The sequence below is a fragment of the Pelagicoccus albus genome (genome assembly GCF_014230145.1).
Lineage (GTDB): Bacteria > Verrucomicrobiota > Verrucomicrobiia > Opitutales > Opitutaceae > Pelagicoccus > Pelagicoccus albus.
Genome location: NZ_JACHVC010000008.1, coordinates 194,274 through 208,489, shown reverse-complemented (window position 1 = coordinate 208,489; position 14,216 = coordinate 194,274). Strand labels below are relative to the sequence as shown.

The 14,216-nt window shown below is 54.8% G+C and carries 10 protein-coding genes; 8 read left to right on the top strand and 2 right to left on the bottom strand.

Annotation, left to right across the window (positions count from 1 at the left end):
* The first annotated feature begins 119 nt into the window (after positions 1-119).
* From H5P27_RS09305 to H5P27_RS09290, 4 genes are all read left to right on the top strand, one after another.
* Positions 120-2,870, top strand: coding sequence for a TonB-dependent receptor (locus H5P27_RS09305; protein WP_185660129.1), 2,751 nt, complete (start codon positions 120-122; stop codon positions 2,868-2,870).
* 209 nt (positions 2,871-3,079) lie between these two features.
* Positions 3,080-4,672 (top strand): 4-alpha-glucanotransferase, encoded by a 1,593-nt coding sequence (gene malQ, locus H5P27_RS09300; protein WP_185660128.1) that lies wholly within the window; start codon positions 3,080-3,082, stop codon positions 4,670-4,672.
* A gap of 23 nt (positions 4,673-4,695) precedes the next feature.
* Positions 4,696-5,994, top strand: coding sequence for an MFS transporter (locus tag H5P27_RS09295; RefSeq protein WP_185660127.1), 1,299 nt, complete (start codon positions 4,696-4,698; stop codon positions 5,992-5,994).
* Positions 5,995-6,075: 81 nt separating this feature from the next.
* The gene (locus H5P27_RS09290) at positions 6,076-6,357 is read left to right on the top strand and encodes an alpha-glucosidase C-terminal domain-containing protein (protein WP_185660126.1); all 282 of its coding nucleotides are present in this window, start codon (positions 6,076-6,078) and stop codon (positions 6,355-6,357) included.
* Positions 6,358-6,372: 15 nt separating this feature from the next.
* On the opposite strand, the gene H5P27_RS09285 is transcribed toward H5P27_RS09290, so the two are convergent.
* Positions 6,373-7,386, bottom strand: coding sequence for an AraC family transcriptional regulator (locus H5P27_RS09285; protein WP_185660125.1), 1,014 nt, complete (start codon positions 7,384-7,386; stop codon positions 6,373-6,375).
* A gap of 217 nt (positions 7,387-7,603) precedes the next feature.
* On the opposite strand from H5P27_RS09285, the gene H5P27_RS09280 reads away from it, so the two are divergent.
* The 4 genes from H5P27_RS09280 to H5P27_RS09265 all read left to right on the top strand — a co-directional run bounded on the left by H5P27_RS09280 (position 7,604) and on the right by H5P27_RS09265 (position 13,989).
* A complete protein-coding gene (locus H5P27_RS09280) occupies positions 7,604-8,710 on the top strand; it encodes an efflux RND transporter periplasmic adaptor subunit (protein WP_185660124.1) in 1,107 nt (368 codons plus the stop codon).
* Positions 8,711-8,725: 15 nt separating this feature from the next.
* Positions 8,726-11,866, top strand: a complete 3,141-nt coding sequence (locus tag H5P27_RS09275) for an efflux RND transporter permease subunit (RefSeq protein ID WP_185660123.1) — start codon at positions 8,726-8,728, stop codon at positions 11,864-11,866.
* Between the two features lie 14 nt (positions 11,867-11,880).
* Positions 11,881-13,239 carry a TolC family protein gene (locus H5P27_RS09270; protein ID WP_185660122.1) on the top strand — a complete coding sequence of 453 codons (1,359 nt, stop codon included), beginning with the start codon at positions 11,881-11,883 and terminating at the stop codon, positions 13,237-13,239.
* Between the two features lie 288 nt (positions 13,240-13,527).
* Complete coding sequence (locus tag H5P27_RS09265) at positions 13,528-13,989, top strand: bifunctional nuclease family protein (RefSeq protein ID WP_185660121.1); 462 nt, start codon at positions 13,528-13,530, stop codon at positions 13,987-13,989.
* A gap of 11 nt (positions 13,990-14,000) precedes the next feature.
* On the opposite strand, the gene H5P27_RS09260 is transcribed toward H5P27_RS09265, so the two are convergent.
* Positions 14,001-14,189 (bottom strand): hypothetical protein, encoded by a 189-nt coding sequence (locus tag H5P27_RS09260; RefSeq protein WP_185660120.1) that lies wholly within the window; start codon positions 14,187-14,189, stop codon positions 14,001-14,003.
* Between the last annotated feature and the right edge of the window lie 27 nt (positions 14,190-14,216).

Below are 14,216 nucleotides of genomic sequence, written 5' to 3'. Positions count from 1 at the left end.
CCCACACTAACGTCAAACTAGAACTGTACCCCGGCTGCGCCCCGAATCGCGAGGCGACTCCTTCATGCCATACTTGGCAGCGCCGTGGGCTACCCAATTAACAAATAACCCAATCGGAAATGAAGAACAACCATACCCCTAATACCCTATCCAAGGCTAAGCGTCCGACTATGGCAGCCTTGTTTCTACTCGGCCTAGCTGCCTCGCCCTTCACACATGCTCAAGATATGGACGAGGAAGACGTCTTCACCCTTGACGCGTTTCAGGTAACCGGCGGATACGCTGGCAGCCTGGCTGCAGCGACAGAAGCGAAACGCCTCGCTCCTGTAATCGTAGAAGCTGTTTCAGCGGAGGACATCGGCAAGCTTCCCGATACCAGTATTGCGGAAACGATTGCTCGTCTCCCAGGTATTACAACTCAGCGAGTTAACAGCCGAGCTCAGGGGATTGTCATTCGAGGACTTACGGGGGACTTCAGCACCGCTCTCTTAAACGGCCGCCAACAGGTGAGTACCGGTAGCGACCGCTCGGTGGAATTCGACCAATACCCCGCAGAACTTCTCAATGGGGTAGTCGTCTACAAGACCACAAATCCATCCCTCTTGGGACAAGGCCTAGCGGGTACCGTCGACATGCGTACCGTTAGCCCCTTGAAGCACGGCAAGAAGACCGTGGCAGCAAACGTCTTCTACGAATGGTCCGATCTTGGGAAACTGAATCCAGATTCCGACGACGCTGGCGTTCGCTACTCCCTCAACTACATCGACCAATCGGACGACGGAAAGATGGGCTTCGCTTTTGGATACGTCAAAACCGACAAACCCGGACAAGGTGAACAATGGAACGCCTGGGGCTACCCAGAGGGTCCTGACGGAAACTTGGTACTCGGTGGAGCCAAGCCATTTGTCCGTTCCTCTAACATTGACCGCGAATCCTTCCTCGCCGTTCTCGAAAACCAGCCGAATGAGAACGTGCACTCCATGATCGATATTTTCTATTCCGACTTCAAAGAGGTCCAGTACCTCCGCGGAATCGAAATGCCTCTGTGGTGGAGCTCAGCGTCTCTGCAACCCGGATACACAGTTGAAGATGGACTCGTGACAGAAGGTACGTTCGACAACTTCTACGGCGTAATGAGAAACGACATCGTCTGGCGAGACGCTAGCGTCTTCTCGGCCGGATGGAATCTTCGCGTTGGTGATAATGGTGGAGATGGCTGGATCTTCGAAGCCGACCTCAGCACCTCGCAAGTGGACCGTAAGGACAATGTTCTCGAAACATACGCTGGATACGCCTCCAACCAAGTTGGAACTGCAGACTCCGTGTACTACTCGCTCTCCAGTGGAACAGGAGCCCTCTTCACTCCAACCCTCGACTACGCAGACCACGATGCCATTAGCCTAGCCGGTCCTCAAGGCTGGGGCTCGGACGTCGTGCCCGGCGGCCAGGTCGGATTCTTCAAAGGCCCGAAGGCGGAAGACAAATTGGATCAAATCAAGCTGTTGGTCGAAAAGGAGCTTCCGGGACTTTTCAACCGCATGGAAACTGGAATCGCTTTCACCGGCCGCGACAAGAGCGAGTTCGAAGCTGGACCGGGTGGCACCGAAGGATTTTTCCTCGCCTTGCCTGACGGAGCAACGTCTGCCCCGCTTCCCCCATCGATAGGCACAACAGACCTTAGCTTCATCGGTATCCCCGGCATGATCAGCTACGATGCTCGCGCTCTCTATGAGAGCGGGTACTACGAAGAGACTCCAAACGATAACCCAGCCTATGTATCCGAAAACTGGGACATCAGCGAAGACGTCTACACTGCCTACGCTCAATTCGATCTACGCGGCAACCTTGGCGACGTGCCAATGACCGGCAGCGTCGGAGCCCAATTCGTTCAAACGAAGCAAGCCTCGACCGGTCTAGCCACCAATGGCACCACCACCATGGAAGTCACTGGAGAGCATGACTACACCGACTTCGTTCCATCCATGAACCTCAACTTCGCGGTAGGAGAAAGCAGCAATGTCCGCTTCAGCGTAGCCCGTCAGCTTGCTCGCCAGGAAATGCGCGACATGCGAGCTGGTTCCAACTACGGATTCAACGAGGCTCTCGCCGATTCGACCGATCCGCAAAACAGCCCATGGAGTGGCTCTGGCGGTAACCCATACCTCGAACCATGGCGCTCCAACTCCATTGACCTCACCTACGAAAAGTACTTCGCGAAGGGAATGGGCTACTGGGCAGTAAACGTCTTCCACAAGGACCTCGTTAGCTACACCTACGACCAACCATTCTTGACCGACTTCACTGGATACAACACCGGGTCCGATCTCGTACCTGCGATTTACCAGGGCTACCTCACCGTTCCTCAGAATGGAAGCGGCGGCAAACTCAAGGGACTCGAGCTCGCGCTATCCCTCCCAGGCGAACGTTTCTCGGAATCCCTCAAGGGCTTCGGAATGACAGTCAGCGGCTCCTTGGTCGACAGCTCCATCCAGCCTGACTTGAACAATCCAGCCCAGCCAATCCCCGGCCTGTCTGAGGAAGTAGTCAATGGTACCGTGTACTACGAAAACGAAAAAGGCTTCCAAGCCCGCCTCAGCGCACGCTACCGTTCCGACTATCGCGGAGACATCGCGACCTTTGGACCCCGTGGTGAAGTGTTCCGCAACTTGCAGGCAGAAACAGTGGTCGATGCCCAGATTAGCTACACCTTCAAGACTGGATCATTGGAAGGCATGAGCTTGACGCTTCAAGGCTACAACCTGACCGACGAGCCACTCTTCGCAACCTCCGGCGACACCGACGATCGACTGGTGCAAGACTATCAGAGCTACGGAGCTCAGTACTCCTTCGGCGTATCCTACAAGTATTAGGATAATACTTACAAATGGACCGGCTTAGCTACTTCTTCGTGGACTTAGCCGGTCTTTATCTCAGCGATTCGAAATCCTTTCACAGGACTGAGACCGGTCCCGCTCTTCGCCAAAACTGCTGAATTGGCGGAGAGCATCCGTCTCGCCTCGAAGGAGAGAACGCTTTGCTCATTTCTTAAACTTTATAGTCTCTATAACACTCTTTCGCCATGCCTCAAAAGACCCCATCTTGGCTTAGTCGAAGACAATCCGGAGCCCTGTTACACGTAAGCTCCCTTCCTAGCGAAACTGGGATCGGCAATCTCGGGCACGGAGCCAAGCAGTTCATAGACTTTCTAGCTGAATCCGGTTTCTCCTACTGGCAAGTCTGTCCGGTAGGCCCTACTGGATACGGGGACTCGCCCTACCAGTCCTTTTCGGCCTTTGCTGGCAACCCATATTTCATAGATCTCCAAGAACTTGTGGAGCACGGTCTCTTGAAACCGGAGGAAATCGCTCCCCTGCAAGAGTTGCCAACCGACTATGTAGACTACGGGAAGCTCTACTATAGCTTCTGGAGCATCCTAGCCAAAGCCCATAGACGATTTGACGCTGAAACATTTAAACTACCCGGTGGCGATTCGTTTACTGAATTCTACGAGAAACAGGCGTATTGGCTCGATCCCTACACAACGTTTATGGCCCTGAAGGGTAGATTTGGTCACCGTTCATGGACCGAATGGCCCCTCGAATTCAAGGACCCTGACACACTGACCAAGCTTCAACTCGAGCCAGTCGAACAAGCCGAGCGTTCCCGCCAGGCCTTTTACCAATTCATTTTCTATAGCCAGTGGAAAGCTCTTCGCGCTTATGCCAACTCCAAAGGTATCCAGCTTGTAGGAGACATCCCCATCTATGTCGCATTGGATTCCGCTGACGTGTGGAGCCGCAGAGCCAATTTTCGCGTCAACGCAGACGGGGATCTCGATTCCGTAGCGGGGGTACCTCCCGACTACTTTTCGGAAACCGGTCAACTCTGGGGCAACCCGCTCTACGACTGGGGACACCTTCAAAAGAATGGCTACCGCTGGTGGATTGAAAGAATCCAATCCAGCCTAGAGCTATTCGACGTGCTTCGTTTCGATCACTTTCGCGGATTTGCAGATTTCTGGGTAGTCCCCTCCCACGCCCCAGACGCATCTGAGGGGGCGTGGGAAATGGGCCCCGGCGTATCACTTTTCGAAGCGATAGAGGAAGCCATTCCTGAGACGAAATTCATAGCGGAAGACCTCGGCTACATTAACGAGAACGTATTCAATCTGCGCGAAGAGACCGGATACCCGGGCATGAAAATAATGCAGTTCGGTTACGGGCACGATGACAACAACGTCAACCTGCCACACTTTTTCGCCCACAACCAAGTGGTCTACACGGGTACCCACGACAACGATACCACCCAGGGATGGATCGAAGGCCTGAAAGGCGAAAATCGTGAAAAGGTTTTCGACTATTTTGATCTCCATGAAGATCCGAGCGCCTCTCGCATAATGAAGGCCGCCCTTGCTTCAGTAGCTCGTTTGGTAATCACGCCGGTACAGGATTTTTTAGAGCTCGAATCCCATGCTCGCATGAATTGCCCCGGGACCTCCATCGGCAACTGGCAATGGCGACTGAGCCCAGCATCGTTCGAAAAACTCAGCACTGAAACTGCATCGCAACTCTTGTCCCTGCACCAAAGATACCACAGAATAGATGACAATCTGCAGCGTGACTACTCCGCCCCACCCGCTGAATCTGCCAACACAGCTGGCTCCCATCAATAACCCCGACCATCCCTTTCGGTAAAATGAATACACCTCGCCTCTCTTTTTGGCAAATTTGGAACATGAGCTTCGGCTTTCTGGGTATCCAGTTCGGCTGGGGACTCCAGATGGCAAACATGTCCGCCATCTACCAATACCTGGGAGCAGACGAGGGCGACATTCCACTGCTATGGTTGGCCGCTCCGATCACCGGACTTTTGGTGCAACCAGTTATTGGATACTATAGCGACCGAACCTGGACAAGACTGGGACGTCGTAGGCCGTACTTCCTGGTGGGCGCGATTCTCGCAAGTCTGGCCCTAGTAGCTATGCCAAACTCCTCCACGCTCTGGATGGCGGCAGGACTTCTTTGGGTATTGGACGCCTCTGTGAACGTATCCATGGAACCCTTCCGCGCCTTTGTCGGAGACAAGCTCCCCGAAGATCAGCGTAAGACTGGCTTTGCCATGCAAAGCTTGCTGATCGGTTTGGGCGCCGTAGCCGCGTCATCCCTGCCTTGGTTTTTTACAAACGTCTTTGGCATGCAGACTGGCTCCGAAGATGGAGGAGCCATTCCTTACTCCGTGAAGATCTCATTCTATATCGGCGCGGTCATCTTCTTCACCGCTGTGATGTATACTATTCTCACCACCAAGGAGAATCCGCCCGCGGACATTGAAGCCTTCGAACGCCAAAAAGCGGAATCCGCCGGAGTCGGACATATGTTCGCCGAGATCTTCTCAGGTATCAAAGGCATGCCCACCGCCATGCGGCAACTCGCAGTAGCTCAGTTCTTCACTTGGCTTGGCCTCTTCTGCTTTTGGCTCTACTTCTCGCCCGCAGTCGCGAGCCGTGTCTTCGGCGGATCGGTTGGAGAGCCTCTCTACCAAAAGGGTGTCGAATGGGCTGGCGTCTGCCTTAGCACCTACAACTTCGTAGCCTTCCTCTTCTCCTTCGCCCTGATAGCTCTTACCAAGAAATACTCAGCGAAAAAGATCCACACGATTTGCCTCGTTTTCGGTGCGGTAGGCTTAGCTTCCACAGCCTTCATCACTTCGCCAAATCTCCTAATCGTTTCTATGATCGGGGTCGGCATTGCTTGGGCCTCAATCCTATCGATGCCCTACGCGATGCTCTCAAACGTTATCCCATCCGAGAAGATGGGGTTCTACATGGGCGTATTCAATTTCTTCATCGTGCTCCCTCAAATAGTCGCCTCCGTTGGACTAGGACCGATCGTGAAACATCTCTTCAGCAGCAATGCAGCAATTGCGGTCGCCATCGGCGGAATTGCCTTCTTCTTGGCTGCTTTCTCGCTTCGTTTCGTGCAGGAAGACAACTAGGCTCCAAGCCGTCTTGAGAAGAAGTCAATCGAATGGCAAAAACACGAAATGGGGACGCTGTTTACCCAATTTCTAGATCCGATGAAATCGGACACCGAGCCAGGGCATAACAAGTGGGGAGCGACCATGCAGCACGTGCCAAACTCCGCCCCAAGCGAAGTGCTCAGCTTCGTGCGCCAGAACGATCAGGATAAGGTTTTTGCTGTATTCAATTTCTCAGACCAGACCCAGAAGGTCGAATTCACGGAAAGCCTCCACCTTGGCGAATACAATGACTACCTCGCCGAAGAGAAATACGTATTCGACGAAGCAACACAGCTCCAACTCTCCCCTTGGGGATTCAAGGTCTTCGTCCGGCCTTGAGCGAGCAAAGAGAGCTCAACCGCCTTTGCGGTGAGCCTCGCCCGCCGAATAATCTTCGTGGTCGAAGTAGATGGTCTTCGGGCCTGCCTCGTCTGAGCGACGACGTTCCTCGATCGCGGATCGGTATTCTTGGGGCGAAACTCCCATGAATTTCTTGAACACCCTAGCGAAATAGGCTGGATCAGCGAAACCGCTGGAAAAGGCAATTTCGGATACGTAGAGCGGAGTTGTTTGCAAAGCTAAGGCCGCGCCTTCGATGCGGATTCGCTGGATATAATGAGTCAGCTTCTCGCCCGTCTGCGTATTGAAAAAGTGTGACAAGTAATCAGGCGAACATTGGAGACGCTCCGCTAACATCTTCACGTTCAACTCTGTGTTGGAAAGCTGCTCGCGGATTAGCCATTTCGCCTGAAAGACCTTTCCTATATCTTGGTTGATCGTATCGCTGCCGCGTTCGACCAAACCGCGCAGCATAGCGAATAGCGAGATACTCAAGCCTTTGATAATCTTGGCCTGAGTCGGACCAGGCTTATGGTTATTTTCGACCAGGCAGTTTGTTAGGCTTAAAAAGACAGGCAGGTCGGGAGCATCGTAAAATTCTATGACTTCTATTTCCGGTTTTCCGGGAGTTATTTCAAAAGCGAGATGCAGGCTTATGGCATTACTGTAAAATCCCACCACTAAATTTCGAAACGGCTTCCCATCCGACGAGATGGTCTCATGGTGGGGAACTCCAGCCGGCATGATACAAGCTTCCCCCGGCTTAACCACCACCGTCTCGCTAGGCACCTTGAACTCAGTCCAACCAGACATTTGGATAAATATCTCCGGCTTGAAATGATAATGCATTCCAGGACGCTTTTGCAGACGCCCCTCTTCTTTCGGCGTCTTCAACGATGCCTGATTATACTCAGCCTCCCTTATGTAGCGATCCAAGGTCTCGATCATCTCAAGCCGATCCGCCTTGCTTAAAGGACTTCCAATCTTGCCATGCGGCTGATCCAGCAAGGGGCTGTGCGAGTCTGTCATATACTTGGGGCTAGACGACGGGGGTGAGTTCAGAATGAAATCGAGCGACTAATCATATTCAATATCAAAAAAAGTGTATCGCAAGAGCTCCTCCCGAGTACATACAGGCACGGAAGAATCTATCACTTCGTAAATTCCACTAATTGTTGCAGCCAGCCTTTCCTAACGTTCGTCCAAGCCCGAAAATCCTAGTTTTCAACCTACTACCTACTGTTCCGTGATACGTGCATTCCTAATCGTTCTCGGCCTCATCGGCCTCGTATTCGCCGCCATTTTTATGGTTAAAGCCAAACAGTTCGCCCCGGCTCCCCCTATGGCTTTCCCGCCAGCCGCGGTGACTTCCGCCAAAGCGGACTCTCAAACCTGGGAGCAAACCGTCAAAGCAACCGGTACCCTAAGCGCCTCTCGCGGCGTTATGGTTTCCTCAGAAGTTCCGGGCACCGTTTCTGAGATCTTTTTCGAGTCCGGCCAGAAAGTGGAAAAGGGCGACTTGCTGATCAGCCTGGACGACTCCACCGAGCAGGCCCAACTCCGGGCCGCCGAGGCAAGCTTCCAATTGGCTGCGGTCAATTTGAAGCGTTCCAAAGACCTCCTAGGCTCGCGCACCATCTCCCAATCCGAGTTTGATTCCGCCGAAGCCACCGCTTCCCAAGCATCCGCCCAACTCGAACAGATCAAGTCCAGCATTGAGAAGAAGCGCATCGTCGCCCCCTTCTCCGGCACCTTAGGCATTCGCCTCGTCGACATCGGAGAGTACATTAGCCCGGGGACAGCGATTGCATCCCTGCAACAGCTCAGCCCGATCTACGTAGACTTTTCCTTGCCGCAAAAGCAGCTCCTTTCCGCCGACACTGGCTATCCGCTGGAGGTCACAATCGACTCCTACCCGGGAGCGAGTTTCCGCGGAGAAGTGGAAGCCCTCAATCCGGACCTGGACGCGGCGACCCGCACTTTCCGCGTGCGTGGCATTCTGCCCAACGAGGACGGAAAGCTGCGTCCTGGCATGTTCGCCAGCGTCAAGGTTGTCCAGCCGGAGCCAATGGAGATCGTTGCCGTCCCTAGCACTGCGATCTACTACCAAGCCTACGGAAATTCAGTGTTCGTCATCAAGCCAGCCGAGGACGGATCCGGATCAGTGGTCGAACAGCGCTTCGTTGAATTGGGCAAAACCAAAGGCGATTTCGTCGCCGTGCTCAAAGGAGTGGAGCCGGGAGAAGAAGTCGCCACCGCAGGCGTCTTCAAACTCTCCAATGGCCGCAACGTGGTAGTCGACAACTCCAAGGCTATCGAAGCATCCCTCAATCCACAGCCTGACAACGCCTAATCGCGTCCGGACCCAATGAGCTACCACAAGAAATCCTTTACGGACATTTTTGTCCGCAGACCGGTCTTGGCCATCGTGGTCAATCTGGTCGTGATCATTGCCGGCGCCCAAGCGATTTTTACCGCTATGGGTGGAAGCGACGGCTTCACTGTCCGACAATATCCTCGCAGTGAAAACGCGGTCATCACTATCAGCACTCCCTACATCGGAGCAGACGCTGAGTTGGTGCGCGGATTCATTACTGCCCCGCTTGAGCGAGCGATCTCCGCAGCGGACAGCATCGACTACCTGGAGTCCACCAGCCAACAGGGAGTCTCCATCATCTCCGCCCGTTTGAAGCTCAACGCGGATGCCACCAAGGCCCTCGCGGAAATCTCCTCCAAGGTGGACCAAGCTCGAGCGGATTTGCCGCCCGAAGCGGAAGTCCCCATCATCAACATCGAGACAGCGGACAATCAGTTCGCCTCCATGTACCTGAGCTTCCGCTCCGAAAACTTGGCTCGCAACGAAGTGACCGACTACCTGGTCCGCGTCGTGCAACCGGCCTTGACTGCGGTAGAAGGTGTACAACGTGCCGAAATTCTGGGAGCCAGAACCTTGGCCATGCGCGTTTGGCTAGATCCGGACCGTCTTGCTGCCTTCAACATCAGCGCTTCGGAGGTTCGCTCCGCACTCGCGGCCAACAATACCTTGTCCGCCGTGGGGCAAACCAAGGGCAACTTGGTGCAGGTTAAACTCTCCACCAATACCGCGCTAGACTCGGTAGAGGGCTTCCGACAACTCGCCCTTCGCGACGACGGAGCCACCATCGTAAGACTCGAAGACGTGGCCAGCGTAGAGCTGGGAGCGGAAAGCTACGATGCGGACGTGCGTTTTGCCGGAGAAAAAGCGGTCTTCATGGGCATCTGGTCCCTTCCCTCGGCCAACTCGCTCGACGTGATCAGCCGAGTTCGCGAGCAGATGGGGCAGCTCCGCGAGCGTTTCCCAGCCGGCTTCGAAGGCAACATCGCCTACGACGCCACCAAGTACATCGACGACGCTTTGAATGAAGTCGTAACCACATTGGGAGAAACGCTCCTAATCGTGGTAATCGTGATCTTCCTTTTCCTCGGATCGATTCGCTCGGTTCTGATCCCCTTGGTCGCCATTCCGGTTTCTTTGATCGGGGCAGTCTTCCTGATGCAGATATTCGGCTTCTCCATCAACCTGCTCACCCTGCTGGCCATCGTGCTCTCGGTAGGACTGGTGGTGGATGACGCCATCGTCATCGTGGAGAACGTAGAGCGACACCTTCGCGAAGGTCGCACCGCCACCGATGCGGCATTGATCGCCGCCCGCGAATTGGTCGGCCCGATCGTAGCCACCACGCTTACCTTGGCAGCCGTCTACGCTCCGATCGCTTTCCAAGGCGGTTTGACCGGATCGCTCTTCCGCGAGTTTACCGTGACCTTGGCTGGAGCCATCGTCATCTCCGCTTTCGTCGCTCTGACGCTATCGCCGATGCTCGCCTCCAAAGTGCTTCGAGCCGACGACGAAGAGAAAGGCCTCGCCGGCCACATCAACCGGAACTTCGACAAGCTCAAGGACATCTACCGCCGCATGGTGGAAGCCTCCCTTCGCACCCGCCCCGCTATCTACGTGGGCTGGACCTTGATAACTCTGGCAGTCCTGCCGCTCTTCGTCCTTTCTTCCATGACCAGCCAGCTGGCCCCGTCCGAAGACCAAGGCGTCGTCTTCGGAGTTGTCAGCACCTCCTCGAATTCCTCGATCGAACAAGCGAGCCACTTCACGGAAATGGTACAGGACGCCTTCGTATCCACACCTGAATACGACTACTCCTTCCAAATCACACAGCCAACCGGTGGCTTCGGAGGAATGATCGCCAAGCCGTGGGGCGAGCGTGACCGTAACATCTTTGAAATCCGCCAGGAACTGATCCCGAAGCTGTCAAGCATACCGGGAATCGATATATTCCCTGTATTGCCTGCAGCACTACCAGGAGCTGGCAACTTCCCAGTCGAGTTCGTCGTAGCCTCCACCGCCGATACCAAGCAGGTTGCTGAATTGGCCAAGGAGATCGCTGATAATGCAGCAGCCAGCGGCTTGTTCGCCTTCCCTCCTGAACTCGACGTTAAGATCGACGAACCGCAGTCCAAGATCGTATTCGACCGCGACAAGGTAGCCGCCCTCGGCTTGGATATGGCAACGGTCGGCTTCGACCTAGCCGCCAATATCGGAGGCAACTACATCAACCGCTTCCCGATCGATGGTCGTTCCTACAAGGTCATTTCCCAAGTGCAACGGTCTAGCCGACTCACCACGGACGATCTAAACGACATCCAAGTTCGCGGAGCGAATGGAACCTTAGTTCCGCTCTCCTCCTTCGCCACCATCGAGGATTCGGTAGAGCCTCGTAACCTAAAGCGGTTCAATCAGCTCAACGCGGTCAAGATCACCGGCATTCCCGCAGCTCCCTTGGATTCGGCCCTCAAGGCTTTAGAAGACGAAGCAGCGAAAGTGCTGCCGGCCGATTACTCCATCGACTATGGAGGCGAGTCGCGCCAGCTACGCGTAGAGGGAAGCAGCTTCCTGCCTTCGCTTGGCCTAGCCCTGATTTTGATCTTCCTGGTCCTTGCCGCCCAATTCAACTCCTTCCGCGATCCATTGATCATCCTGCTCGGTTCCGTACCGTTGGGAATGTTCGGAGCCCTGCTTTTCACAGCTCTTAGAGCTCCGGGCGATCCTTGGACTCCGCACTGGAGCTGGGGTTGGACCACCTCCTGGAATATCTATTCCCAGGTTGGCATCATTACCTTGATCGGGCTTGTATCCAAAAACTCGATTCTAATCGTCGAATTCGCCAACTCCCTGCAACGCCAAGGACGCAGCAAGTTCGAAGCAGTCGCAGAAGCGGCATCCGTTCGCCTGCGTCCGATCCTCATGACGACAGCTGCTACCGTTTTCGGTCACATGATGCTCATCTTTGTGACTGGAGCTGGAGCGGCTGCCAGAAACTCGATTGGCCTCGTCCTTGTATGCGGCATGGCCATCGGTACTCTCTTCACCCTCTTCTTCGTTCCATCTCTCTACATGCTCCTAGCCAAAGAGCACCACGGAGTCGAAGATGCGATCCCAGAACCTAGCACAAACGCCTAGCTCAACTCTCTAGCATGTACTCAAAACTATTCAGCGCCGCCGTTCTCATTGCGGCCCTCGCCCTCTCGCCGCTGCAAGCTCAGGATACGCCAGAGGTCCCCTCCTCTCTCGATCTAGAAACGACCTTGAACTTCGCTCTCGAAAACAATTTCGAGATCAAGCAGGCCCTCGAGGCGATTCGCGAACAGGAAGGCCTCATCGTGGAAGTCAAAGCCCGCGCCTTGCCCACCGTGGCTCTGAACGGCTCCTACACCCGCATCGACGAAGGGCTCAGCGACACAGGAGGCTTGTACCCAGCCACCGACGAAAGCTGGGGAATCACCTTGTCTGCTCGTCAGGCCCTCTACGAAGGCGGAGGAATTCAAGCGGCTCTCGACGTGCAAGCTTCCTTGCGCGAGTCCGCCATGCTCTCGCTCGAATCCACCATCATGGACGCGTTGCTGGAGGTGAGGACCCGCTACTACGCGGCCCTGCTTTCCCGCGACCAGATCGGCGTCGAAGAGCAAAACATCGCTTTGCTGGAAGAAACCCTTGAGAACGCAGAACTTCGTCGCGAAGCGGGTGACGTTTCCGACTTCGAAGTGCTTCGCGCAGAGGTCGCACTGGCGAACGCCCAGCCTGCCCTTATCCGCCGCCAAGGCGCCTACCGCGTCGCTATCGAGCAGCTCCGCCAGAGCATGGGTTACCAAAACTACCGCCGCGATAACCAGAATCTAAATCGGATCCCCGAGCTCAAAGACGAGCTCACCTACGAGCCGATCGATTACGACCTCGAGAGCGGTTTGGACGCCGCCCTCGAAAACCGCTCCGAGATCAAGCAACTCGCCGCTATCACCCAAGCGAGGAAAGCAGGACTAAAAATCGCCAATGCCGGCTACCGTCCGAGCGTCGACTTGGTGGGAACCTACGGCAAGCAACGGAGCTATTATTCGGCAAACTTCGACGATGGACCTGAAGGCTGGACCGTCGGCGTGGAAGCGAGCTGGAACATATGGGATGGTAGAAAAACTCGTGGCCAAAAGCTGCAAGCGCTGTCCCAGCTCGAACAATCGCGCCTTCAAGAACAATCCCTACGACTTTCCATCGAAGTCCAAGTTCGCCAAGCGATCTCCGCACTTCAGGAAGCGGACCAGCTCGCTAAATCGGCAGTCAAAGTCGTGCAGCAAGCAGAGGAAGCCCTTCGCATGGCGGACAGCCGCTTCTCCTCCGGCTCTATCAGCCAGCTCGATGTTCTGGAAGCGCGTTACGCGTTAACCGAGGCGCGCACCAATGCCCTCGCGGCCAACTACCAGCACTTGGTTGCCAAGGCTCAGTACCGCCGAGCCATCGGATCGGAATCGATCTCCAGAGCAGATTGGCCCGAAGCCGAATAGGCAAGAAACCAATACAGACATTTGAAAGGCGAACCCCGAGCGCATCGGAGTTCGCCTTTTTCATGAGCGGATGACGCCCATAAGAAAAGGTTTCCGCTATTCCAATCCTAAGCTTCGAAAGCTCTCATCGCTCGCTGCCGCTCCTATTGTTACCGAGCCCAACTACCGAAATCGGGGTCGGAATCCTCCCGATTTCCCCAATCTTTTCTTAAATGTTTGATCAAATGGGACGATCCCTGTTTAGCATTACCTTGGAAGCAGGCCAAACTACCACCAGCTCGAACCCACATGAATACTAGCGTTATCCAAGTCTCCGTAAAAGGCGTCATGCCAACAGTCAACGGCTGCGCCGTCTTCTTGGGCAACGACGACAAGGTCTTCGTTATCTATGTGGATCACAGCGTAGGAAACGCCATTTCCATGGCCTTGAACGGCGTGAAAAAGGAGCGTCCGCTCACCCACGACCTGATTTCGTCCATGCTACTCGGCCTAGAGGCCAAAATAACTCGCATCGTCATAAACGATGTGGAAGAGAGCACTTTCTTCGCTCGCATCTTCCTCGAGATGAGCAACGAAATAGACACTAAGATCATCGAACTGGACGCGCGGCCCAGCGATTCGATCGTGCTCTCGCTGCAAAACAATGTGCCTATCTACGTGGCCAACAAGGTCTTCAACTCCACCGAAGACATGAGCTCCATCCTGGAGAGAGTTCTCAAGCAGCAAAACGAAGAGAACAACGACGCTTAGCCGTCGATCCCCTAGAACGAGTCCCCGCTGGGGCTTCCGGCCGCTCCTTCCATTTCTTTGCGGCCCTTTTCCATGGCTTCTGGAGACGGCTTGTCTTTGTCCAAATCCTTTTTGACCGCAGATCGGATCAGCAGGCCAAAAACGACAGCCAGTCCAAATCCGACGAGGATAAAAAATGCGATGCTGATAAATAGATCCATGGGTTGCCCCGACGATCGCCCCCTTCG

Excerpts from the sequence above, each read along its gene's own strand:
- H5P27_RS09305 (WP_185660129.1), top strand. The coding sequence starts at position 120 with ATGAAGAACAACCATACCCCTAATACCCTATCCAAGGCTAAGCGTCCG.
- malQ (WP_185660128.1), top strand. The coding sequence starts at position 3,080 with ATGCCTCAAAAGACCCCATCTTGGCTTAGTCGAAGACAATCCGGAGCC.
- H5P27_RS09295 (WP_185660127.1), top strand. The coding sequence starts at position 4,696 with ATGAATACACCTCGCCTCTCTTTTTGGCAAATTTGGAACATGAGCTTC.
- H5P27_RS09290 (WP_185660126.1), top strand. The coding sequence starts at position 6,076 with ATGAAATCGGACACCGAGCCAGGGCATAACAAGTGGGGAGCGACCATG.
- H5P27_RS09285 (WP_185660125.1), bottom strand. The coding sequence starts at position 7,386 with ATGACAGACTCGCACAGCCCCTTGCTGGATCAGCCGCATGGCAAGATT.
- H5P27_RS09275 (WP_185660123.1), top strand. The coding sequence starts at position 8,726 with ATGAGCTACCACAAGAAATCCTTTACGGACATTTTTGTCCGCAGACCG.
- H5P27_RS09270 (WP_185660122.1), top strand. The coding sequence starts at position 11,881 with ATGTACTCAAAACTATTCAGCGCCGCCGTTCTCATTGCGGCCCTCGCC.
- H5P27_RS09265 (WP_185660121.1), top strand. The coding sequence starts at position 13,528 with ATGAATACTAGCGTTATCCAAGTCTCCGTAAAAGGCGTCATGCCAACA.
- H5P27_RS09260 (WP_185660120.1), bottom strand. The coding sequence starts at position 14,189 with ATGGATCTATTTATCAGCATCGCATTTTTTATCCTCGTCGGATTTGGA.